Raw genomic sequence first — 21398 nt, 5'->3', positions numbered from 1 at the left:
TCCCCATCGAACCCCAGGTCCGCAGCAGCGCGCGCCATGGCTGCGCGTGCGGCATCGCGGTCGCGCACCGGGTTCACGACGGGGTGCACCGGCGGCAGCGCCAGAGTGGGTTCGGGGACCGGCTTGCCGTCGACCACATGCCGCACGGCGCGCTCATAGGCGTCCTGCAGCATCCTGCTTTGCTGGTAGCCGTCCTCGGCGCTGGCGTAGTGGTGCAGATCCAGGAACGACCGCACCAGCACGGTAAAGCCGCACTGGGCGCGGCCCGGCCGCACTTCCTGCTGCACCTGGGCGAGCGCCGGCACGTCAAAGCACATGGCCCGGAAGCGCGGCGGGTTCGGCGGCCATTCCAGGGCGTCGCGCATGCAGGCCGACAGGCCGGCGGCCAGCTTCTTCGGGCTCAGGCCGCTGATGCACTGCAGCCAGACTTCACCAGCGGTCGTCAGCGCCCCGGATTGCGCAACCGGCGCTGCGCCATTCGCACGGGCCCACTTGGCCGGGAACATGGCCGCCATGCGCTCCCACAGGGTCCACAGCGCAGACATGGCGCGCGGGTCCGGATCAACCGACGACGGCAAACTCACCGTCGAGGATTCCTGCGCCGCCAGCGAGGCCACCAGCGCCATGCTGTCGCTGGTACTGATCTCGTTCGTACTGCTCCCGGAGCTGGGTGACGTGGTCGGCAGAACCGTGGTGAGGGGTCGCATGAGTCGCTCCGTTGGCGGGGTTGGCGATAGGGATCACAGGCAGGGCCAGGCCGGCGGCCATGGTCTGCCTCAGGGATTCGTTCATGTCGTGGCCGTTGGCGGCCAAGCCGAGCAGCGTGTTGCGTACCTGGAACCACGCCTGGATCGACAGCGGACGTCGGCAGGCACCGCGATGCCGGGTGAACCGGGCCAGCACCTCGCGGTCCAGACCGGTGGGCAGGCCGCCGAATCCGGCCAGCGCTGCGTCGATCTCCGACGTGGTCATCGAACCGTTGCCCGGCTCGTTCACACCGCTGCTGTGTGTGGGTTGCTGTCGATTGCTTTTGATTGCTTTTGGTTCGGGTGCAATAGCTGTTGCACCCTTTTCGACGCTGGGTTGCACCCTTTTCTGCGCTGCTTTGCACCCTTTACGACTCTGGGTTGCACCCTTTTCAAAGGGTGCAGAATTTGCACCCTTTGAATCTGAGTCGGATGCAACACCGTCGTTCGAGGTGGACAGCTCTTCACCCTTGATCCAACGCGGGCTGATTCGGTACTCGCGCGGGCGCCCGCCTGACTTGTAGCCGGACATGCGCCCGCCGCCAGCGTTGACCAGTTCCAGCCATCCGCTCTGCTCCATCTTGCGGAGCTGGTACTGCACAGAGCGCTCCGACTGCCGCGACTTCGTCGCGAGGCTGGCGATTGACGGGAAGATGTGGGTGCCATCGTCATGGGCGTGGTCGGCCAGGGCCAGCGCGAGCAGCATTTCGCCGCCGCCCGCCGGATACCTGTCGAACACCATGCCGGTCATTCGTGCTGCCATGTCAGATCACCAGCGCCAGGTTCTCGCCCGGGGCAACCGGCCACCAGGTGCACGCGCTGCGGCCGCTGACCTGGCACGGCTTCTTCGGGCCACGCCACGCGCGGCCGTCTTCCAGCAGTTCAGGGAGGCGACGGGCCAGCATGTAGCGGTCTTGGCCGGTGGCCTTGGCCAGCTCCATGCTGGTCATGCCTGGGTGCTGCTTCACGGCGCTGGCGGCGCGATCCTGCTGAAACGCTTGCAGCCCGCTGGACACCACGCGGGCGGCGGCTTCATGGCTGGTGCTGATATCGGTCGAGCGCGCGAGACGGCTGCTCATCGGTACTACCTCGTTGATTCATCGGGCCGCTTGAGGGCCTGAAAAGGGACGACATCGCCATTGCTTCGGGAGAGTCGGTAGCGCCGCCCCAATTCGGCGCGTGCCAACTCCGTTGCGGCCTGCTCCACGGTCATCCCCGCGTGGGCCGCGTACTGCTCAAGCCGTTTTCGCTCGTCGCGCGACAGCAGTATTTCCATAGGCCCTCCATCGGGACTCTTCTGGCCCTTCAGGCAGCGTCTGCATCAGAGCTACGCTGTTCCAACGACGCGAGGCCAGCCAGCACCAAGTCGCGCACAAACACAGCTGGCTGGCGGCCGTTGAAGTTCGCCAAGGCCTCGATCACAGCTTTTTCCGAGTCGTTGAACCGGACCTTGATCGGGTTATCACGAATGTTCGAAGGGTCTGCGTACATGTCCGTATGGAAGCCTCAAGAGGGATGGGTGAAAAAACGCACTTCAGCGCGCGGCAACTCAGGCCGCGTCAACAGAAATGATTCGATCGGAATCGGTGTCTTCTGGTGCGGCAGCGGTCACTTGGGCGTCGCCTTGCACCCCGAGCAGTTGCAACACCTGCGGGAGCGCAGGAACGCCCTGCTCTTCCGGCCATGCCGCAACCTCAACCGTGGGCAGCTTCAGAACCTTGGCCAAATGCGCATCGCTGGTCAGGCCCAGCCGAGCGCGCAGCGCGCGCTTGCTCATGCGGCTGTCCACAAGCGCCCCAACAGCAGCGCGGGCGTTACTGACGGCAGCCCCGAAGATCATTGGTTCCTTGGCCACGCGTTCCGGCCCGAGTCGCGCGGTTTCTCGCTCAATGCATGCAGCAAGCTCCGGGCTGGGCCGCTTCCCCCGCCAACGGGTCGCGATTTGCCAAAGGTACTCAGGGCTCGTGCTGCAGGCTTCGGCCAAAGCGACACGGCGACTCATATCCGAGATGTAGGTGAGTAGGTCCATGCGCTACACATTAGCCTGTGGCTATTCTAAACACAATAGCCAAAAGCTCGTTGGCTTGGATAGCCATTCGCTATTCAATAGCCGGATGCGCACAATTGAAGAAGTCCGCCTGGAAAATCTCATCAGCTTGATCACCGCCAGCGGTGGCCAAAGGCAGTTCGCGGAAGCGGCAGGGATCAAGAACCCTGCGCAGGTGAGCCAGTGGGTGAATCGCAGTCGCAACGCGACCACCGGCAAACCCCGTGTGATGTCGGGAACGACAGCACGCGCGATTGAAGCCTCGCTGGGGCTTGCAGCAGGCTGGATGGATACGCAGCACGCGCCCGAGAGCCTCTCTAGCTCGGAGGTCTCAGAGAGCGAGACGCGTCCGGGCTATGTTCGCTTCGACTTGTTTGAAGGGGGTGCTGGCATGGGTGCAGGGATAGTCAACCAGGACTACCCAGAGGTGGTGCAAACGATAGAGATTGCCGAGTGGGAAGTCCGCCGTAAGCTCGGCTACCTGCCTCAGCCTGGTCGGATAAAGATCATCACTGGCCGTGGGCCGTCAATGAGGCCAAAGCTGGAAGACGGTGACATCATCTGGATCGACACAACCTGCGACTACTTCGACGGCGACGACTACTACCTGATCAATATCGGCGGCGAGACGCAGATCAAGATGCTCCAGAAGCGCGGGGACGGCCTATACGTGGTCAGCGTGAATACTGACTTCCCAGCCTACCGGCCAGATCCAGGCGACGTGAGCATTCTTGGAAAGGCCCTTATCCACGCTGGTTTGCGCAAGTTCTAAACGCCTCGAAAACGATTTGCGCCTGGGGCTTGCAATCTGGCGCCGCCGCCGCTACCCTTCGCGCAAGTCGGACTGGAAATATCCGGTCGGCGCTGGGCCCCAACTCGTTGGGGCCCTTCGCTTTTATGGGCTAACCTTGACCCCGTAACCTGGGATGGTTCCGCTCGGAGAGCGCCTGATCCTTGCGCGAATCGCGTCGTACGCCCTGCTTTGCTGGCTTGGCCGCAAAACGTGGGAGCCAAGCGGCCGGGCCGCAAGATCGGCGATCTGGAGTCCGGCGGAGTTTGCCGCCTTGGGGACCATCAGCAAGTCAAAGGGCAGTGCTCGGCGGCACGCGTTGTTTCCGCTGACGATCTGGTCGAATGCGACCCTGAGTTGCGCGTCTTCTTTTTTCCCTCGGCACTCAACAACCACCGTCGTTCGACGTGCCCCATGCCCTCTATCGTTCAACTCTAGAAAAGCTCGCTCAAGCACGAAACTCATCGACAACTCGTATGGGTTACGTGGCGCTGCGTAACGCTGGATGTACCTTTCCTTGTGAATAACGCTGTAAATCAGCTGAAAACCACCGTCCAAGAAAATTTCAGCAACCTCTTGATGGAAGCTATCGCGACGCTCGGCAATTTGTAAGAAAGAGAACTCGCCCCGCGGCTTGCGAATCTCTCGCTCGTGGAGGATAGCCTCCGTGTGTCCCCAGTATTTGAGCTTGAGACGTCCGAGCGCCGGGGAAAGGACGTCCACGTACTCTTCCTTTGCCACTAGAACCCCGCAGAGCACGAAGACTGGGTAATGGCGATCGATGGTTTCCAGCCCATGATCGCCACTCTCATCAATAAAGAGCATGTAGTCGCTGAACATCCGTTTCCGCGCTCACTCACTAGACTAAAACTGGCGTTGATCTTAGCAAAGACACTGCGCGCCCCGGTTGGCCACAACATATGGACCATCCATGCTCAAAACAGCACCGTCCGTTAGCTTATGGCTATTGACAGGCAAATAGCCTTTGGCTAATGTTCGTTCGTCGCCCCAGTAACAGCCCATCCGGGCCGGGGCACGGAGTCTTCCATGGCCTACATCAGCACCACTGATCGCTCCCACGCCGTCGTGGAAGCGCGTCCGCGTAACGAATCCATCGTCATCAAGATCGGGGACGCCCTCATCGTCCTTGAGCAGGCAGAAGCACTGCAGCTCAGCGCCGACCTTGCTTCAGTGGCCGGCCAGTTCAGCCCCGCCCTCCAGCGCGGCAACGCCGACCTGGTCCAGGTGCACGCATGAGCGCACCTGTCGATGTCCTGGCGCTGCGCGACGACCTCGCGTGGTGGATTCGCCTGGAGCGCGGTGCCAGCCGACGCGCTCGGTACTTCGAGCGCCGGGCAAACAACCCCAAGAACCCGAACCGTGCAGCTTCCGCGCGTGTCGCCGCCGGCTACCAGGGTGACGCAGCGAAGGACCGCAGGCGAATCGCCGAGCTGCGCGACACCCTCGCCCTCGTTCAAGGCGGCGCCGCATGAGCTTCTACAAGACCAACGCCCCGGCCGTGCTGGCCGCGTGGGAAGAAGAAAGCGCGCAGAAGGCAGCACTCCGAGCGGAAATCGATACCTTCGCCGCCAAATTCGGCGGCGAAGGCTTCATTTATGCCGATCCCTACCGCTTCGCTGGGATCAAATTCGTGTCGGTCGCGCCTCGTGACCTCTGGCGCGCGCCTGATCGCGACGGCCTGCAGTGGCCGCGTAGCTCTCCGCTCAAGGGCGCCAGCGCAGAAACCAAGGCAGAGCTGAAAGCCCTGAACGCGACCTGGAGAGATCACGCCCCCACCGGCAGCATCCGTGCCAACCGTGTTCACCAAGCCCTCGGCTTCAGCAGCCATCTGGAATTCCTGTTCGAAGGGCTGACGCTCTTCGTCTATGGCGGATTCCTCTACGCCAGCACCCGCAAGGCCATGCCCGGCATGACCGAGATCCTGGGCAGCGAGTACGAGGCTGCCGAGCGCGCCTTGCTCCAGGGCGGTGACGCATGAGCGTCACCACCTACGAGCAGTTCGCCCGCGCACAGTCCGTGCGCAGCCAGGCCATCAGCAAGGGCTGGAACCACCACGAGTGCGTCGGCCAGCTGGTCCGCGCTGGCTATTCCAAGGCCGTCCAGAACGAACTGGCCGAGCGCGCGCGCCGACAGCGCGAAGCACGGTCCCCAGCACCGGGAGGCGACGCAGCATGATCGTCGTCACCTTCTTCCTCGGCTTCCTTGCCGGCGCCACCCTGGCCTCCGTCGTCGCCACCACCTGGCTTGGCCGCTGCCAAACCGAACACTTCGCCCGGATGCTCGAACAGATCCGCTCGCTAGACCCGCGCGCATGACCGCAGCCGTCGCCGAGGGACCGACCGTGGCCGCCACCGTGCGCGCCATGCGCCGCGCTGGCGCCGCTGTTGAGCCGGTGCCGGCGGAGACGGTGCGCGGTTGGGCGGCCACCCTCATGGACCAGCTGTACGGCCTCCAGAAGCCGGTGCGCTACGAATGCCGCCCCCGCTACTCGTCGGAACCGTGGATCGCCGCGAACGAAGGCGACGTGATCAACGCGCGGCGGCGTGACCTGGTGGTGCGTGCGCTCTACCTGCACCCGAAGGCAGACCAGCCGGCCAAGGCCCACCGGTTCCGCGACGGCGTATGCCAAGACTGCCACGAGAAAGACTGGCTGGCCGGGCCCGACTGCTGCCCACCGGCGCCAACGTTGGACAGGCGCGCCGCCCTCCCCTTCGACCCCTTCTGGTTCCGCGAACCCCTCCAGGCACTGCAGCAGATCGCCACGTCGAAGGTCATCAACCACTACGACGCCCGCCGCTGGCAGACCGAAACCACCTACCTGCTCGAACGACTCGACCAGTACCTCAAGGACACCCAGGCATGAGCAACGAACAGCACGCCTCCACCACCGCCGCCGATATCGATTCCCTCGCGCTCGACGTCGCCCGCCGGTTCACTGAGGAATGGGATCCGCAGCGTCGCGCGAGTCTGCAAGTAGCCATCATCCAGGCCATCCGCACCGCGCTCGCGCAGTGCATTGACCTGGGCTCCGGCGTCCGCGCGATCGCCGATGAGCGCCAGCGGCAGGTTGACGCCGAAGGCTACAGCGCCGAAAACGACGCGGACTACAAGGCCGGCGAACTGGCGAACGCGGCGTTGGCCTATGTCCAGGTGGCGGCGATGGACTTGGCCGCCGGCGGGCGCTCTCACGTGGCGACGCGGTCGCCGCCGGCGTGCTGGCCATGGCACCGCCTGTGGTGGAAGCCGAGGGACGCGCGCCGTGACTTGGTGCGCGCTGGGGCTCTGATAGCTGCGCAGCTTGATTTGCTCGACCGTCCGCGCGATCCAGCGCCGGGGGTGTCCCATGGCTGACCCACTGCCCGCCACCGCGTTGTTCTCAAATGACCAGCGAGCCATCACCCCTAATGCCAGTCACGTGTCGAAGCAGCTGCGCAGCAAAGTCCATTGCTTCGCGGTCCCCCATCTGACGGCTGGGCACTGGCGCCATCAAGTGCCGGTGTACTACGTCGTCTCCCTGGATCACTTCCACGTATGCATCGAAGTACTCGGTGCCATCCGAACGGCGCTGATAGCGCGGCCGAAGCACGTGACCGGTCTCGTTGGTATCGCGGTGCAGCGTCGTAGCAATCTGCGAACGGGCGCTGCGAATGCCAGCTGCGCGCGCATCGTCCAGCGTGCCTGGAACTCCAAGCCCGTGCCCAAACGTGACGGTCACTCCGTTAGGCCGTTTAACTTCCACCACATGCACGGACCAACCGTTGGCGGCCTTCGTCACGCTCACTTTTGCAAAGAGCCCGTCCTGATGAACGAGAAAAACCTCGGAATGATCGAGTTGGCTATGCGACATGGCTTCCGTCCTCTAGGGCTGGGCCGAGCTTACCACTGCGGAGAGAGCCCCAATGGCTGATATCGAACAGCAGGCCGTCCTGAACCCCTACTACGACGGGCCCATCTGGAAGGCTTTTGGGCTCGGCCGCGCAGCTTACCTGGTGGTGCCGCGCCGCACGTTGCAGTCCATGCCGCTCGACTGGCAGGAGAGGTTCGTTGCGCTGATGGATGAGGCTCAAGAGCAGCTTCCCGCCGAGGCCTTCCCCGAATACTCCGTGCAGCGCAAGGAGGGCGGTCGGTTCGTGGCCGATCCGCTACGGGACTACCGCCACACCGGGCCCATAGCCCCGAATCCGCCCGTCACTCTGGCCACCGTCAAGCCGCCGCGCAACATGCGCATCAAGGTCCCGGCTGTTGCTGAGATTCGGGAGGACCGGTGATGGCAGGTCCAATGCACGATGAGATCGTGGCAGCAGCCGTCCGGTGGCTTCGACGCAACGGGTGCGCCGCGATCCTTTGCGACCCATTCAAGGCCGGTCCCCGTGAACAGCCCGATGCCATCGGCTGGCGTGATGGGATATCGCTGGTCGTGGAGGTGAAGGCCAGTCGCTCCGACTTCCTTGCCGACGCCAAGAAGCCGCACCGCATCGATCCGGCAGACGCCGTCGGCGACTGGCGCTTCTATGCGGCACCGCCCGGGGTGATCAAAGTCGAGGACCTGCCGGCCGGCTGGGGATTGCTGGAGTGGGACGGGAGCTGCCTGAAGCCTTCGCATGGCGTGCCGCTTGGCAACTGCAACTGGCACGGCGCGCCCTTCCGCGACACGTCGAACAAGCGCGCCGAAACCCAGCTGTTGGTCTCCGCAATCCACCGGCCTGAGTTCGTGCCGCGCCGTGGCACAAGGCTGCGCCCAGGGATCCACTTCGAAGCTTGGGCGGCTCACCTCCTCGAGCCGGAGGTGGCCGGTGGCTGATCCCTTCACCCAGGCCAAGCACACGGCGCGCGTGCTGCTGCACGAGGCGCGCGCCCGGCGCGGCACGTCCTTCTCCCACGTGCTGCTGCGCTGGGCCGGCAATGCCCGCCGCCGGGCCGCTGCTGCCCTTCCTCAACCCACCGCGGTGGTCGAGCGCCGCTCGGCCCTCCCCGCCCAACTGGAGCTGTTCGCTTGAGCCAGACCAAACTCCAATCGTTCCTCGAGGCCAACGTCAGCACGGCAATCGGCTTCGGGATCTCCTGGGCGGTGACGCCGTTCGTGATGGCCGCGTTCGGCTACTCCGTCGGCGCGGGCACAGCGCTGGGCATCACTGTGGTCTACACCGTGATCTCGATCGTGCGCGGCTACCTGGTGCGGCGCTTCTTCAACCGGTTGGCGGTGCGCCGATGATCCACGTCGGCGACTGCCGCGAGGTCTTGCCCATGCTCCCGGCCGCGATTGCGGATTGCTGCATCACCGATCCGCCCTATGGCGACACGTCTTTGGAATGGGATGCGATCTGCCCTGGGTGGATCGAACACGTGGCTCGGGCCCTCAAGCCAGCGGCCTCCATCTGGGTGTTCGGCTCCATGCGCTTCCTGGTGCCGGTGTTCGCGGAGATGGCGGCCCACGGGTTCCGGTACTCCCAAGACGTCGTGTGGGAGAAGCAGAACGGCACGGGCTTCCACAACGATCGGTTCCGGCGGGTCCATGAGCATGCGGTCATGTTCTATCGCGGCGCATGGGCGGACGTGCACCACGCGGCGCAGGTCACGAACGACGCGCGCGCCAGGGTCGTCCGTAAGAAGCAGAAGCCGGCTCAATGGCATGGCGCTACTGGATCCACCACCTACGTCTCGGAGGATGGCGGCCCACGCCTGATGCGTAGCGTGATTCAGGTGCGCAACGAACACGGCCGCGCCATCCACCCCACCCAGAAGCCGCTCGAGCTGCTCTTGCCCCTGATTCGCTACTCCTGCCCACCTGGCGGGACCGTGCTGGACCCTTTCGCGGGCAGCGCAAGCACCGGCGCCGCAGCCACGATCGAACACCGCAGCTTCGTCCTGATCGAGAAGGATCAGGCCATCGCCGCGTCGGCCCAGCAACGCCTGGACAACGAAGCCCCGCTGCTGCGAGGCGCCGCCGCATGAACATCGTCAACCTGGAGGCCACCCCATGACCCAGCGACACATCAGCCACCCCGAGGGGCTGCCGGCCTGCGCCGCCGGACACAGCGCGCGCCACATCCACGACCTGCGCGGCCTCGCCGCCGGCGGTGGCCACCTGGTCGAGTGCAAATGCCGGATGACCAGCAAGCATGCCGAGCCGGATGCCGCCCTGGCCGAATGGCGCCGCATCAACCGCCCCGCCCGCAGCGCGCGAAAGGTGCTGCCCGCGATCGCGGCCCCGGCGGCGGACAACGTTATCCAGATGCGCCTGCAGATGCCAGGCGAAGGGCGGGTGGCCAGTGGCTGACATGTTCCTATCGCGCGATGAGATCGTCACCCTGTGCCGCACGCCGCAGCGCGCGCGCCAGGCGGCGTTTCTCCGCAAGAACGGGATCAAGCACTATCTGGATGCTCACGACTGGCCTGTCGTGTTGCGCTCCAGCGTTGAAGGAACGAGCGCGAGCGCCAAGCAGGCGCTGACATGGACCCCGAGCAAGGTTGCGTAAATGGGAAGGAAACCGAACAAGCCGGGGGCCATCCCCCGGTTCCGCGCTCGCCGGCAGAAGTCCGGCGTGGTGCACTACTACTATGATCACGGCGGCAGGCCACGCAAGGAGACGCCTCTCGGGAGCGACTACGGCGTAGCCATCAAGAAGTGGGCGGAGTTCGAACATGCGAACACTATCCCGGCCGCCGCCGTCGTGACCTTTGGAACTGGGCACGCGGCAAAGGCGTCACGGACCTGCCGAACCCGTGTGAGGGCATTCGACGCAACAAGGAATCTGGCCGCGGCGTCTACGTGGAAGACGAGGTGTTCCAGGCGGTCTACCGGCATGCCGACGCCTCCCTGCGGGACGCCATGGATCTTGCCTACTTGACCGGCCAGCGCGTCGGCGACGTCTGGTCAATGGATATGCGGCAGGTCACACCCCGTGGCCTGGCTATCACGCAGGCGAAGTCCACGAACAAGGTGCTCATGGAGATCACGGGCGAACTGGGGACGCTGCTGGAACGGATCGCCAAGCGGAAGAGCGAGAAGCTTCCTGACGGCAAGTCGAAGCCGTACAGCACCCGCTTGATCGTAGACGACAGCGGGCTGGCACTGGGCCGGGCAGCGCTGCGCTACCGGTTTGACAAGGCGCGCGATGACGCCGGCATTGCAAAGGGGGAGTTTCAGTTCCGCGACCTGCGCGCGAAGGCAGGCACGGACAAGGCCGATTCGGCCAATGACATTCGCGAAGCGCAGGCCCAGCTGGGCCACTCATCGGTCACGACAACCGAGATCTACGTGCGAAAGAAGCGGGGTTCAAAGGCCACCCCTACACGCTGACCTTAACGGCAGCGAAGTGGTTGGCCAGGGCGTTACGGTGACGTCACGCAAGCGTGATCGACAGGGCCTACGGGTTGCGAGACCATCAAAGCCCACCAAATGAGGTCATTAGAATGCAGGGTAAACCCGACAGCAACACGATCACTGTCGACGGCGCAGTGGTTCGCGGACCCGCGTCGCTGCGAGCTCGGATCGAAGCTGCTCTAGATGCACTGTCTATGGCAGGACAACCAACATCTTCCAATCCCGGAATCAGCACGTACAGGGATTGCGACCCTACCCCGGACGGCTGGACGTTTCACGCCGAGACGGCCTCGGACGCAGCTCAGCTAAAGGATTGGATCGACACCCACGCCTGACCTCAATAGAGCAATTGCGGAGCGGACCAGATATTGCGGAGCGACCAGAATCCCCGAAAGTACTGGGGGATATGGAGCGGGTGAAGGGAATCGAACCCTCGTCAGTAGCTTGGGAAGCTACAGCTCTACCATTGAGCTACACCCGCGCGGTGCCGGACAAGTCTATGAGGCGGGACGGTAAAAAGGCAACGGGCGGCACTGGGCCGCCCGTTGTTTCTGCGTTTCGACCGCTCCGCGCAGCGCCCGGTCAGGAGCGCTGCGCGAAGTGGATCAGAAGCTGCCGCTGAAGCTGGCAAACAGCGTCGCGTCGCGGGCGCGCTTCTGCAGCGTGGTGGTGCTGATGCCCACGTTGCTGTTCAGGCCCCACATGCTGACGCGGGCGCCCAGTACGGCGGTGGCGTAGTTTTTGTCGAATTCCAGGCCCGGCACCTTGTACATGCCCACTTCCGGCATCGACTGCAGCCATGCGCTGGCCTCCTTGCTGTCCTCGAACTCGTGGTCGTAGGTCACCTGCACGTACGGCTTGACGCTGCCGCCGTCGAAGCGCGCCTGCCAGCCGATGCGGCCCACGGTGGAGTCGGCATCCTGGTCGGCGTAGCCCAGCGCGGTCGCGCTCGGGTTGCTCTCGGTGTACCCGTCCAGCTTGACCTTCTGCCAGATCACTGCGGCCACCGGACCGTGGCGGAAGCCGCCCTCGGTGCCGAACTCGTAGCCGGCGTTCAGGGCTGCGGTCAGGTTGCTGCCTTCCGGGGAGCCTTCGTGGATGCGGGTGGCCGGCCCCAGCTGGAGCTTGCGGGTCACGTCATAGTCCAGCCAGCTGTAGCTGAGCTGGGCGTTGACCCAGGCGCGCTCGCCGTACCAGCCGGCGAACAGGCCCAGCGAGGTGTCGGACTGGGTGAAATCGCCCTTGTTCTTGCCGAAGTCCGCATCCATGCGGCCGTAGCCGGCGAAGCCGCCGAGCACCATGCCGTCACGCGCCCAGTCCACGCCGAACAGGCCGGCCGGAGCCATGCCGTCGTACAGGTCGGCGTGGGCGTAGCGCTGCATGTCGCCACGCAGGTTGCCCCACCAGCTCAGGCCATCGGCCGGACGGCCGCCCAGGTGCCAGCTGACCTGGTCGGCGCGCGAACGACCCACGGTCTGCGCCGAGTGGGTCAGGATCTGCTGGTTGCGCGGCGCTTCCAGGATCGACAGGGTGTACTGGCCCAGCATTTCATGGGTGGCAGCGGTCGGATGCACGCCATCGGCGAACACGTAGGTGGTCGCGGCACTCGGGGTGACGTAGGCCAGCGGGCTGCAGGTCAGCGACGAGGCCGTGGTGCAGGCCGGGCTGGTGACGTTGACGAAGCCGTACTGGCCCGGGTTGGCCACGATTTCCTGCAGGACGTGGAAGGTGTCGACCGGAATCACCTGCAGGCCAGCCGCCTTCAGGCCGGCGAACAGGGCATCGTTGTAGGCCTTGGCCAGCGCGGTGCCGGCGGCCATGCCGGCCGCGCCGCCCGCGCGTGCGCCCGGGGTCAGGCCGACGTCGGGAATGGTCGGGACCACGACGTACTGGGCGCCGGCACCCTTCAAGGTAGCGACGATGCCGACCTGGTCGGTCACCGCGTTGGTCAGCGTGGACACCAGCGGCGCGCCGGCCTGGATGGCAAACAGATCGTTGGCGCCGCCGAACACGGTGTACAGCGCGTTCGCGTCAGCCTTGCCGCCGTTGGCAGCCAGGTACTGCGCAGTCTGGGTCTTGAGCGAGTACACCGGCACCGCCGGGGTGCCCGGGGCCAGGGTCAGACTGCTATCCACGCCCACGCGGGCGCCACCGATGGCGTAGTTGTCGCCGTTCTGGCCGTTGCCGTGCGCCGAGGCATTGGTGCCGTAGTAGTCGGCGACGAACTGCGCATACGTCCAGCCCGGGTTGGTGGTGGACTGGCCGGTGACCGGTCGCACTTCGGCCGGCAGCAGCGGGCGGAAGTAACCGGCATCGGTGAGGCTGTCGCCGATGAACACGGTCTTGGTATAGGGGGACTGCTGGGCCATGGCCGGCAGGGCGGCCATGGCGATGGCCACGGCCATCAGGGAACGCAGGGGGCGCTTGCTGAGCAGCATGTAAAACTCCTTGGGGTGGGGAACAGCCGACGTACGCCGGCGCACGGTGGCAATGGTTTCACTGCGCCCCGGGCAATTCACGCTGCGTCGCCGCATGAAATCGCCCCGGGCCTCTGGAAACCCCGCACGGCGGCCTCCGCCGCCCCGACAGCGGGCCGGCAAGGGTACGCACACCGGCCACAATTAGGGACAATGGCGTCATGAACATCGTGCTCAACGGCGACACCCGCCAGCTTCCGCAAAGCGCCACCGTCCTGGACCTGCTGCAGATCGAAAACCTGCTCGAACGCCGTGTCGCGGTGGAGGTCAATGGCGAAATCATCACCCGCGGCCGCCACGCCGACCACCTGCTGCAGGACGGCGACGAGGTGGAAATCGTGCATGCGCTGGGCGGCGGTTGAACAGCGTCAGCGCCGCCACCACCGGCACTCGACGGTCGCTGCAGCCGCAGCATCGTGACGCGCGATAGGCGATAATTCGGCCCATGAATGCACATGCCCCCACTGATTCGCTGGTGATCGCCGGCAAGACCTACAGTTCCCGGCTGCTGACCGGCACCGGCAAGTTCAAGGATCTGGAAGAAACCCGCATCGCCACCGATGCTGCCGGGGCCCAGATCGTCACCGTGGCGATCCGCCGCACCAACATCGGGCAGAACCCGGGCGAGCCCAACCTGCTGGACGTGCTGCCGCCGGACCGTTACACGATCCTGCCCAACACCGCCGGCTGCTACACCGCCGACGACGCGGTGCGCACCTGCCGGCTGGCGCGCGAGCTGCTGGACGGGCACAACCTGACCAAGCTGGAAGTGCTGGGCGACCAGAAGACCCTGTACCCGGACGTGGTGCAGACCCTCAAGGCCGCTGAGGTGCTGGTCAAGGATGGCTTCGAGGTGATGGTCTACACCTCCGATGATCCGATCCTGGCCAAGCGCCTGGAGGAGATCGGCTGCGTTGCGGTGATGCCGCTGGCCGCGCCGATCGGCTCGGGGCTGGGCATCCAGAACAAGTACAACCTGCTGCAGATCATCGAAGACGCCAGAGTGCCGATCATCGTCGACGCCGGCGTGGGCACGGCATCGGACGCGGCGATCGCGATGGAGCTGGGCTGCGATGGCGTGCTGATGAACACCGCCATCGCCGGTGCACGCAAGCCGGTGCTGATGGCCAGCGCGATGCGCAAGGCGGTCGAAGCGGGGCGTGAGGCCTTCCTGGCCGGGCGCATTCCGCGCAAGCGCTACGCCAGTGCCTCCTCGCCGATCGACGGGTTGATCGGCTGATGACCAATCCCTTCGACAGCGCCGGTGCCAAGGCACCGCCCAAGCCCTTCACCATCACCGAAGGCCGCCGCGAGGTGCGCAGTTTCGTGCTGCGCCAGGGCCGCTTCACCCCGGCCCAGCAGCGCGCGTTCGACGACCGCTGGCCGCGCTTCGGCCTGGACTTCACCGGCGAGCCGCGCGACCTGGAGGTAACCTTCGGGCGCGATGCGCCCAAGGTGCTGGAGATCGGCTTTGGCAACGGGGCCGCGCTGCGCTTTGCCGCCCAGCAGGACCCCAGCCGCGACTACATCGGCCTGGAAGTGCACGCCCCCGGCGTGGGCCGCCTGCTCAACGCACTGGCCGACGACAACGCCGATCACGTGCGTCTGTACCACCACGATGCGGTGGAAGTACTGGAGAAGGAGATCGCCGATGGCGCGCTGGATGAAGTGCGCATCTATTTCCCCGATCCGTGGCACAAGAAGCGTCACAACAAGCGCCGCCTGATCCAGCCCGGCTTTGCCGACCTGCTGGTGCGCAAGCTGCGCGTCGGCGGCCGCCTGCATTGCGCCACCGACTGGCAAGACTATGCCGAGCAGATGTGGGACGTGCTCGACGCCACCGACGGGCTGACCAACCGCGCCGGGCCGCGTGGCCAGGTGGAACGTCCCGCGTGGCGCCCGCAGACCCACTTCGAAACCCGTGGCCAGAAACTCGGCCATGGCGTGTGGGACCTGTTGTACGACCGTACCTGATCCCACCCCAAGGAACCGCGCCACCCCATGGACACCGCGCTGACGCTGACCACCGATATGAAGCTCGTCCTCGGGCTGGTTGGCTTCACGATGGCGATGTTCCTGTTCGAGCGCATCCGCGCCGACGTGGTGGCGCTGGTGGTGCTGGTGGTGCTGGGCGTCACCGGGCTGATCGCGCCGGAGGAAATCTTCGGCGGCTTCTCCGGCAACGCGGTGATGAGCATCATCGCCACCACCATCCTCGGTGCGGGCCTGGACCGCACCGGGGCGTTGAACCGGCTGGCGGCCTGGCTGCTGCGGCGCGGGCATGGCGTTGAAACGCGCCTGCTGATGATGACCACCGCGATCGCCGGCTTGAACTCGTCCTTCATGCAGAACCCCTCAGTGATGGCGCTGTACCTGCCGGTCGCCTCGCGGCTGGCCGCCCGCACCGGCCTGACCCTGCAACGGCTGCTGCTGCCGATCGCCGCGGCGATTGTGATGGGCGGTGCGCTGACCATGGTCGGCAACTCGCCGCTGATCCTGTTGAACGATCTGCTGGCTTCGGCCAACAACAACCTGCCCTCGGGCCTGGCCACCATCGAGCCGCTGCGCATGTTCGCGCCGCTGCCGATCGGCGTGGCGCTGTTGATCGCCTCGCTGCTGTACTTCCGCTACTTCGGCGACCGCAAGCTGGTCGAGGAAGAAACCCTCGCCAACGATGGCGTCACTCCGGCCCGTACCGAAAGCTACTTTGCCAAGACCTACGGCATCGAAGGCGACGTGTTCGAGCTGGTGGTCACCGCCGAAAGCCCGTTGGTCGGCATGACCCTGGGCGAGGCCGAGAACGTGCACGACGCACCGCTGCTGCTGGCGCTCAAGACCGGCAACGACACCCGCCTGGCACCGCCGGCGGAAATGCGCATCTGGGTGGGCAGCGTGCTCGGGGTGATGGGGGCGCGCCAGCAGGTAGGCGATTTCGCGCAGAACCAGTTCCTGCGCATGTCCTCGCGCCTGAAGCACCTGGGCGACCTGTTCAATCCCAGCCGCGCGGGTATTTCCGAAGCGGTGATCCCGCCGACCTCGGACGTGATCGGCAAGACCGCTTCGGAGCTGCGCCTGCGCAAGCAGCGCGGCATCAGCCTGCTGGCGATCAACCGCGACAAGCAGGTGATCCGCGAGGACGTGCGCAACGTGGCGCTGCGCGCCGGCGACATGCTGGTGTTCCATAGCATCTGGACCGATCTGGCGCAGGCCGCCAAGAGCCGCGACTTCGTGGTGGTCACCGACTACCCCAAGGGTGAGCAGCGCCCGCACAAGTTCAAGATCGCGATGAGCATCTTCGCCATCACCATCCTGATCGCGCTGACCTCCAAGCTGCCGGTGGCGCTGACCCTGATGACCGGCGTGGCCGGCATGCTGCTCACCGGCGTGCTGCGCATGGACGAGGCCTACGCCTCGATCAACTGGAAGACCATCTTCATGATGGCCGGGCTGATCCCGCTGGGCTGGGCGATGGACAGCAGCGGCGCGGCCGCCTGGATCGCCGGCCACACCATCGACCGCCTGCCCACCGGCATCCCGGTGTGGGTGCTGGAAATCGCGCTGGCGCTGCTGACCACGATGTTCTCGCTGGTGATCAGCCATGTGGGGGCGACCATCGTCATGGTGCCGATCGCAGTCAACCTGGCGTTGGCGGCCGGTGGCAATCCGACCGCATTTGCGTTGATCGTGGCGTTGTCGGCGTCCAACAACCTGATGACCGCCTCCAACCCGGTGATTTCGATGATCACCGGCCCGGCCAACTACACACCGCGCGAACTGTGGCGGGTGGGCGCCCCGCTGTCGCTGATCTACACCGCCGTAGTGGTGTTGATGATCAACGTGATGTTCTGACCGCCTTCGGACCGTTGGCAACGTGCGTGCAATGACCGGGAGTGTCGGCCGCTGGCCGGCTCGTCGTGCAACCGACACCAGACACAGCCGGCCAGCGGCCGGCACTGCGATTCATCCCAGCCACACCTGACCATCGCGCACCTGCAGCGCTACCGAACGCAGGCGGTCGCCCTTGCAGGGTCCTGCCACGCAGGTGCCATCGTCCAGCGAGAACGATGCCCCGTGGGCAGCGCACACCAGATGGCCTTCGCGGCTTTTGAGGAACTGGCCGGGCGCCCAGTCCAGGCGGCGCCCGGCATGGGGGCAGATGTTCAGCCAGCCACGCACGTCATCGCCTTCTCGATACAGCACGACCGACTCGCTGACCCCTTCGAGCGTCGCGTCCACCTCGGCAAATCCGGCCTCGGCAATGGCATCCAGCGCGATCAACGGGGCTACAGCGGCATCAGGTGCAGACATGGCGGAGGCAGTCGGACAACGGGATCACATTCTCTCACGCCCTCATCTGGCTGGCTGCGGGATGAACACAAGTCATTGATTTGAAATGAACAGCGTTGCCGTTTAACGAGTTTTTCACTCAATGACAGTGGCCAGCCCGGATACTCGGAGTTCGCTGACTTCAGCCAAAGAAACGCCATGTACAACCGCTTCTTCCAGTTCAACTCGTTCCGCACCCTGTTCGCGCCGCGCAAGCCGCGCCATCCGCTGGTGCGCGTTGCGGTGGGTCTGCTGGGCCTGGCGATCCTGGCCGCGCTGGTGTTTGTCGGGGTTTTCGTGGGTGCGGCGATGATCATCGCCGGTCTGGCATGGAAGCTGCTCGCCCAGCGCAAGCAGAACGCGCGCCCGAGCGACCCGCACGTGGTCGACGCCGAGTACCACGTGGTCCGCAAGCAGGCCTTGCCGCTGTCGCGCTGAGGTTCCGCCGCGCGCGCCCGCGCGGCGTGTTCTGAACTCCGCTGCATTGAACGCCAACGGCCACGCCTCGGCGTGGCATGTCGCGCGCGCGCGTTCTAGACTGCCCGTGACCTTACGTGACAGGACGCGAGCATGACCGATGTAATCCCCACGCCCGAGCCACCGCGCATTCCGGTTGCCGGTGGCGGCACCTTCCCGGTGCGCCGCATCTACTGTGTCGGGCGCAACTTCGCCGACCATGCGCGCGAGATGGGCGCGGCCGTGCCGGCCGCCGAGGATCGCGGCCGCCCGATGTTCTTCAGCAAGCCCGCCGATGCGATCGTGGTCGGACATGACGATGTGATTCCCTACCCGTCGGCGACCTCGGACCTGCACCACGAAGTCGAGCTGGTGGTGGCGATCGGCCGCGACGCGCCCGCCGGCGAGCTGCCGGTCGACCAGGCCGAAGCACTGGTGTTCGGCTACGGCGTCGGCCTGGACCTGACGCGGCGCGACCTGCAGGCGCAGGCCAAGGCCAAGGGCCATCCGTGGGATCCGGCCAAGGGCTTCGACCAGTCCGCCCCGGTCAGCGAACTGGTGCCGGCGGCGGAAGTGGGCGATCTGGCCGCGCTCAACCTGTCGCTGGAGATCAACGGTGAAGTACGCCAGCAGTCGCTGCTGGACCAGATGATCTGGAACGTGCCGGAGATCCTGCACGAGTTGTCCAAGCTGTGGGCGCTGAAAGCCGGCGACCTGGTCTTCATGGGCACCCCATCGGGCGTGGCCGCGTTGAAGCCGGGCGACCGTTTCAGCGCGCGGCTGGAGAACGTGGCCGAGCGCCACGGCATCATCGCCGGATGACACGCGCTGCGCTACGCTGCGGCGTCCTTTGATTCCCCCGATACGATAGGAGAGCCCGATGGGTGTACTGACTGAGTTCAAAGAGTTCGCCATGCGTGGCAACGTCATCGACCTGGCGGTCGGTGTGGTCATCGGTGCGGCGTTCGGCAAGATCGTCACCGCGCTGGTGGACAAAATCATCATGCCGCCGCTCGGCTGGATGATCGGGCGGGTGGATTTCTCCGAACTGGCCTGGACGCTGGCCCCGGCGCGGATTGCCGCAGATGGCAAGGAGATTCCGGCGGTGGTGATCGGCTACGGCGACTTCCTCAACACCGTGGTGCAGTTCGTGATCGTGGCCTTTGCGATCTTCATGGTCGTGAAGTTCATCAACCGCCTGGCCCGCAAGAAGCAGGCCGAGCCGGCCGCCCCGGCGGCGCCGAGCGAAGAAGTGCTGCTGCTGCGCGAAATCCGCGACAACCTGAAGCACTGAGGCAGCACTGTCGGTGGCCCGCCGCTGGCCGGCAGCACGGAAACGGTAGTGCCGGCCGCTGGCCGGCTCCACGGATATCCTGCATCGCGCGGACCCGGCCAGCGGCCGGCACTACCCATCGAAAGCCCCGCTCCGGCGGGGTTTTCGCTTTTGGAAAACAGCATTCGCCGGAGCATGACCTACCGCCCATGTGCGGCGCTGGCAGGCTGCTAAGCTCGGGGGCTTCCGTCCCGTTTCCCGGAGCTGTCCATGCGTCGCCGCGTCCTTGCCATCGCATCCTCCCTCGCCCTGCTGGCCGCGCCGGCCTTCGCGGCGACGGGCACCACCACGCTGCCGCCGAAGTCGCTGGCCACTGCCGCCGAACTGCGTGAGCAGGCGCTCAAGGACGACACCGGCTGGAAGGTGGTCGAATCGCTCACCACCGAGATCGGCCCGCGCATCGCCGGCGGTGAAGCCGATCCGCGCGCCGTGGCCTGGGCGGTGGCCAAGTTCAAATCGCTGGGCTTTGACAAGGTGTGGACCGAGCCGGTCACCTTCCCCAAGTGGGAGCGCCGCAGTGAGCATGCGCAGGTCACCGGCAAGCATGCCCAGCCGCTGACCATCACCGCCCTGGGCGGCAGCCCGGGTGGCACGGTCGAAGCCGAGGTGGTGCGCTTTGCCGACCTGGCCGCGCTGCAGGCCGCGCCGGCCGGCTCGCTGGCGGGCAAGATCGCCTTCGTCGATTACCAGATGACCGCCTACCGCGATGGCCGCGACTACGGCAATGGCGGCGCGGTGCGCAGCAAGGGGCCGTCCGAGGCGATCCGCAAAGGCGCGGTGGGCTTTGTGATGCGCTCGGCCGGTACCGATTCGCACCGCGTGCCGCACACCGGTATCACCCGCTTCGACGACGGCCTCACCCCGGTGCCGTCGGCGGCGTTGTCGGTGCCCGATGCCAATCAGCTGGCGCGCCTGGTGGCGCTTGGCAGCACCACGCTCAAGCTCACCCTGGACTGCGGCTGGGACGGCAAGGCCACCTCCTACAACGTGATCGGCGAGATCACCGGGCGCAGCCTGCCCAAGGAAGTGGTGGTGATCGGCGGACATCTGGATTCGTGGGACCTGGGCACCGGGGCGATCGATGATGGCGCCGGCGTGGGCATCACCATGGCCGCCGGCCATCTGATCGGCCAGCTGAAGCAGGCGCCCAAGCGCACCATCCGCGTGGTTGCGTTCGCCAACGAGGAACAGGGTCTGTACGGCGGCAAGGCCTATGCCGAAGCGCATGCCAAGGACGTGGTGCTGCACCAGCTGGCCGCCGAGAGCGACTTCGGTGCGGGCCGCATCTATGCGTTCAACACCGGCTCGCCGAACCCGGAGGGCTCGCGCGAGGCAACCCGCCAGATCGCCGAAGTACTCAAGCCGCTGGGCATCGAGTACGCCGCTGACAAGGGTGGCCCGGGCCCGGACGTGGGTCCGCTGGCGGCCAAGGGCGGTGCGTGGGCCTGGCTTGCGCAGGACGGCAGCGATTACTTCAACCTGCACCACACCGCCGACGACACCCTGGACAAGATCGACCCGGCCGCGTTGGCACAGAACGTGGCGGCGTACACGGTGTTTGCCTACCTGGCGGCCGAGGCCGAGGGCAGCTTCGGCAGCGAGGCCAAGCCGACCACGCCGCCGAACGAATGATCGCAGCGCGCGACGGCGTGGCGTCGTCGCCTTGCGATTGTTGATCGCGGTGCTCTAGAAAAAGGTGCTTCCTGCAGTGGCAGGGAGCGTCTTGTTCCAAAGGACATGGAAATGGCGCAGGGCGATATGCATGCGGACGGGATCCAGGCGCCGTCTCTGGATCGGTGGTGTCTCCGCTCGGGCCTGTCGCGAGCGTGAGGGCCCCGTAGCAGCCGGTAGGCAGGGGCAAGCCAGGCTTTTCTGGCC

At 65.8% G+C, this 21398-nt stretch carries 33 protein-coding genes, 1 tRNA gene and 1 pseudogene; 24 read left to right on the top strand and 11 right to left on the bottom strand.

The genetic code is table 11. From position 1 onward, the window contains the following. From AC1DQP_RS10585 to AC1DQP_RS10560, 6 genes are all read right to left on the bottom strand, one after another. On the bottom strand, positions 1-626 hold a 626-nt coding region (locus tag AC1DQP_RS10585), incomplete at its 3' end, for a hypothetical protein (protein ID WP_478051553.1). Beyond that, entirely contained in the window at positions 562-1509 is a 948-nt protein-coding gene (locus tag AC1DQP_RS10580; protein ID WP_457320459.1) for a helix-turn-helix domain-containing protein, read from the bottom strand. The genes AC1DQP_RS10585 and AC1DQP_RS10580, both read right to left, overlap by 65 nt. Position 1510: 1 nt before the next feature. After that, complete coding sequence (locus AC1DQP_RS10575; protein WP_457320457.1) at positions 1511-1825, bottom strand: winged helix-turn-helix domain-containing protein; 315 nt, start codon at positions 1823-1825, stop codon at positions 1511-1513. A gap of 5 nt (positions 1826-1830) precedes the next feature. After that, the gene (locus AC1DQP_RS10570; RefSeq protein WP_457320455.1) at positions 1831-2022 is read right to left on the bottom strand and encodes a hypothetical protein; all 192 of its coding nucleotides are present in this window, start codon (positions 2020-2022) and stop codon (positions 1831-1833) included. Positions 2023-2051: 29 nt separating this feature from the next. Then, positions 2052-2237 carry a hypothetical protein gene (locus tag AC1DQP_RS10565; RefSeq protein WP_313424187.1) on the bottom strand — a complete coding sequence of 62 codons (186 nt, stop codon included), beginning with the start codon at positions 2235-2237 and terminating at the stop codon, positions 2052-2054. Between the two features lie 58 nt (positions 2238-2295). Beyond that, the gene (locus tag AC1DQP_RS10560; RefSeq protein ID WP_478051552.1) at positions 2296-2775 is read right to left on the bottom strand and encodes a hypothetical protein; all 480 of its coding nucleotides are present in this window, start codon (positions 2773-2775) and stop codon (positions 2296-2298) included. Here AC1DQP_RS10560 and AC1DQP_RS10555 point away from each other — a divergent pair. Next, on the top strand, positions 2774-3565 hold the full coding sequence (locus AC1DQP_RS10555) for a S24 family peptidase (protein WP_478051551.1): 792 nt from the start codon (positions 2774-2776) through the stop codon (positions 3563-3565). The genes AC1DQP_RS10560 and AC1DQP_RS10555 overlap by 2 nt on opposite strands. Before the next feature lie 123 nt (positions 3566-3688). Here AC1DQP_RS10555 and AC1DQP_RS10550 read toward each other — a convergent pair whose 3' ends face one another. Beyond that, positions 3689-4423 carry a DUF3800 domain-containing protein gene (locus AC1DQP_RS10550; protein ID WP_457321977.1) on the bottom strand — a complete coding sequence of 245 codons (735 nt, stop codon included), beginning with the start codon at positions 4421-4423 and terminating at the stop codon, positions 3689-3691. A 207-nt stretch (positions 4424-4630) separates the two neighbouring features. Between AC1DQP_RS10550 and AC1DQP_RS10545 the strand changes: the two genes are divergently transcribed. From AC1DQP_RS10545 to AC1DQP_RS10515, 7 genes are read left to right on the top strand one after another with little or no spacing between them, the layout of a single operon-like run. After that, entirely contained in the window at positions 4631-4840 is a 210-nt protein-coding gene (locus AC1DQP_RS10545; RefSeq protein ID WP_457321975.1) for a hypothetical protein, read from the top strand. After that, positions 4837-5076 carry a hypothetical protein gene (locus tag AC1DQP_RS10540; protein ID WP_478051550.1) on the top strand — a complete coding sequence of 80 codons (240 nt, stop codon included), beginning with the start codon at positions 4837-4839 and terminating at the stop codon, positions 5074-5076. Before AC1DQP_RS10545 ends, AC1DQP_RS10540 begins: the two co-directional genes overlap by 4 nt. Continuing rightward, complete coding sequence (locus AC1DQP_RS10535; RefSeq protein WP_478051549.1) at positions 5073-5582, top strand: hypothetical protein; 510 nt, start codon at positions 5073-5075, stop codon at positions 5580-5582. The genes AC1DQP_RS10540 and AC1DQP_RS10535 overlap by 4 nt, the downstream gene beginning before the upstream one ends. Beyond that, a complete protein-coding gene (locus tag AC1DQP_RS10530) occupies positions 5579-5779 on the top strand; it encodes a hypothetical protein (protein WP_457319322.1) in 201 nt (66 codons plus the stop codon). The genes AC1DQP_RS10535 and AC1DQP_RS10530 overlap by 4 nt, the downstream gene beginning before the upstream one ends. Further along, positions 5776-5919 (top strand): hypothetical protein, encoded by a 144-nt coding sequence (locus AC1DQP_RS10525; protein WP_457319321.1) that lies wholly within the window; start codon positions 5776-5778, stop codon positions 5917-5919. Before AC1DQP_RS10530 ends, AC1DQP_RS10525 begins: the two co-directional genes overlap by 4 nt. Further along, positions 5916-6467, top strand: a complete 552-nt coding sequence (locus AC1DQP_RS10520) for a hypothetical protein (protein WP_457319320.1) — start codon at positions 5916-5918, stop codon at positions 6465-6467. Before AC1DQP_RS10525 ends, AC1DQP_RS10520 begins: the two co-directional genes overlap by 4 nt. After that, positions 6464-6955 carry a hypothetical protein gene (locus AC1DQP_RS10515; protein ID WP_457319319.1) on the top strand — a complete coding sequence of 164 codons (492 nt, stop codon included), beginning with the start codon at positions 6464-6466 and terminating at the stop codon, positions 6953-6955. The genes AC1DQP_RS10520 and AC1DQP_RS10515 overlap by 4 nt, the downstream gene beginning before the upstream one ends. 25 nt (positions 6956-6980) lie before the next feature. Here the strand turns inward: AC1DQP_RS10515 and AC1DQP_RS10510 are convergent, their stop codons facing one another. Then, complete coding sequence (locus AC1DQP_RS10510; protein ID WP_457319318.1) at positions 6981-7451, bottom strand: hypothetical protein; 471 nt, start codon at positions 7449-7451, stop codon at positions 6981-6983. 52 nt (positions 7452-7503) lie between these two features. Here AC1DQP_RS10510 and AC1DQP_RS10505 point away from each other — a divergent pair, with 52 nt between their 5' ends. The 8 genes and pseudogenes from AC1DQP_RS10505 to AC1DQP_RS10470 all read left to right on the top strand — a co-directional run bounded on the left by AC1DQP_RS10505 (position 7504) and on the right by AC1DQP_RS10470 (position 10904). Continuing rightward, positions 7504-7872 (top strand): hypothetical protein, encoded by a 369-nt coding sequence (locus AC1DQP_RS10505; protein WP_457319317.1) that lies wholly within the window; start codon positions 7504-7506, stop codon positions 7870-7872. A gap of 11 nt (positions 7873-7883) precedes the next feature. Continuing rightward, positions 7884-8405 carry a PDDEXK family nuclease gene (locus tag AC1DQP_RS10500; RefSeq protein WP_457319316.1) on the top strand — a complete coding sequence of 174 codons (522 nt, stop codon included), beginning with the start codon at positions 7884-7886 and terminating at the stop codon, positions 8403-8405. Continuing rightward, positions 8398-8601, top strand: a complete 204-nt coding sequence (locus AC1DQP_RS10495; protein ID WP_457319315.1) for a hypothetical protein — start codon at positions 8398-8400, stop codon at positions 8599-8601. Before AC1DQP_RS10500 ends, AC1DQP_RS10495 begins: the two co-directional genes overlap by 8 nt. Beyond that, on the top strand, positions 8598-8816 hold the full coding sequence (locus tag AC1DQP_RS10490) for a DUF7220 family protein (RefSeq protein WP_457319314.1): 219 nt from the start codon (positions 8598-8600) through the stop codon (positions 8814-8816). Before AC1DQP_RS10495 ends, AC1DQP_RS10490 begins: the two co-directional genes overlap by 4 nt. Next, positions 8813-9556: a DNA-methyltransferase gene (locus AC1DQP_RS10485; RefSeq protein ID WP_457319313.1), complete on the top strand. Its 744-nt coding sequence runs from the start codon at positions 8813-8815 to the stop codon at positions 9554-9556. The genes AC1DQP_RS10490 and AC1DQP_RS10485 overlap by 4 nt, the downstream gene beginning before the upstream one ends. Before the next feature lie 25 nt (positions 9557-9581). Then, positions 9582-9881 carry a hypothetical protein gene (locus AC1DQP_RS10480; protein ID WP_457319312.1) on the top strand — a complete coding sequence of 100 codons (300 nt, stop codon included), beginning with the start codon at positions 9582-9584 and terminating at the stop codon, positions 9879-9881. A gap of 1 nt (position 9882) precedes the next feature. Then, a complete protein-coding gene (locus AC1DQP_RS10475; RefSeq protein ID WP_346492260.1) occupies positions 9883-10080 on the top strand; it encodes a DUF4224 domain-containing protein in 198 nt (65 codons plus the stop codon). After that, positions 10081-10904 (top strand): annotated as a pseudogene (locus tag AC1DQP_RS10470) (tyrosine-type recombinase/integrase). A 431-nt stretch (positions 10905-11335) separates the two neighbouring features. Here the strand turns inward: AC1DQP_RS10470 and AC1DQP_RS10465 are convergent. Together AC1DQP_RS10465 and AC1DQP_RS10460 are read right to left on the bottom strand one after the other, a co-directional pair. Further along, positions 11336-11409 (bottom strand) — tRNA-Gly (locus AC1DQP_RS10465). Between the two features lie 124 nt (positions 11410-11533). Then, the gene (locus AC1DQP_RS10460; RefSeq protein ID WP_478051554.1) at positions 11534-13333 is read right to left on the bottom strand and encodes an autotransporter outer membrane beta-barrel domain-containing protein; all 1800 of its coding nucleotides are present in this window, start codon (positions 13331-13333) and stop codon (positions 11534-11536) included. Positions 13334-13566: 233 nt separating this feature from the next. On the opposite strand from AC1DQP_RS10460, the gene thiS reads away from it, so the two are divergent. From thiS to AC1DQP_RS10440, 4 genes are all read left to right on the top strand, one after another. Next, positions 13567-13767: a sulfur carrier protein ThiS gene (gene thiS / locus AC1DQP_RS10455; RefSeq protein ID WP_457320401.1), complete on the top strand. Its 201-nt coding sequence runs from the start codon at positions 13567-13569 to the stop codon at positions 13765-13767. A gap of 83 nt (positions 13768-13850) precedes the next feature. Next, complete coding sequence (locus tag AC1DQP_RS10450; protein WP_478051548.1) at positions 13851-14645, top strand: thiazole synthase; 795 nt, start codon at positions 13851-13853, stop codon at positions 14643-14645. Further along, positions 14645-15379, top strand: coding sequence for a tRNA (guanosine(46)-N7)-methyltransferase TrmB (gene trmB / locus AC1DQP_RS10445; RefSeq protein ID WP_478051547.1), 735 nt, complete (start codon positions 14645-14647; stop codon positions 15377-15379). Before AC1DQP_RS10450 ends, trmB begins: the two co-directional genes overlap by 1 nt. A 27-nt stretch (positions 15380-15406) precedes the next feature. Then, on the top strand, positions 15407-17254 hold the full coding sequence (locus tag AC1DQP_RS10440) for an SLC13 family permease (protein ID WP_457320395.1): 1848 nt from the start codon (positions 15407-15409) through the stop codon (positions 17252-17254). A gap of 111 nt (positions 17255-17365) precedes the next feature. Here AC1DQP_RS10440 and AC1DQP_RS10435 read toward each other — a convergent pair whose 3' ends face one another. Beyond that, entirely contained in the window at positions 17366-17713 is a 348-nt protein-coding gene (locus tag AC1DQP_RS10435; protein ID WP_457320393.1) for a Rieske (2Fe-2S) protein, read from the bottom strand. 177 nt (positions 17714-17890) lie between these two features. Between AC1DQP_RS10435 and AC1DQP_RS10430 the strand changes: the two genes are divergently transcribed. The 4 genes from AC1DQP_RS10430 (at position 17891) to AC1DQP_RS10415 (ending at position 21152) form a co-directional block, all read left to right on the top strand. Continuing rightward, entirely contained in the window at positions 17891-18169 is a 279-nt protein-coding gene (locus AC1DQP_RS10430) for a hypothetical protein (protein ID WP_256775528.1), read from the top strand. Between the two features lie 132 nt (positions 18170-18301). Then, complete coding sequence (locus AC1DQP_RS10425; protein WP_256775529.1) at positions 18302-19009, top strand: fumarylacetoacetate hydrolase family protein; 708 nt, start codon at positions 18302-18304, stop codon at positions 19007-19009. A 58-nt stretch (positions 19010-19067) separates the two neighbouring features. Next, positions 19068-19481 (top strand): large-conductance mechanosensitive channel protein MscL, encoded by a 414-nt coding sequence (gene mscL, locus AC1DQP_RS10420; RefSeq protein ID WP_121039325.1) that lies wholly within the window; start codon positions 19068-19070, stop codon positions 19479-19481. A gap of 249 nt (positions 19482-19730) precedes the next feature. Then, positions 19731-21152 (top strand): M28 family peptidase, encoded by a 1422-nt coding sequence (locus AC1DQP_RS10415; RefSeq protein ID WP_256775530.1) that lies wholly within the window; start codon positions 19731-19733, stop codon positions 21150-21152. Positions 21153-21398: the final 246 nt, after the last annotated feature.

The organism is Stenotrophomonas sp. P5_A8 (assembly GCF_056400545.1).
The sequence above is the reverse complement of the archived record's forward strand: the minus strand, read 5'-3'. Positions and strand labels throughout refer to the sequence as shown.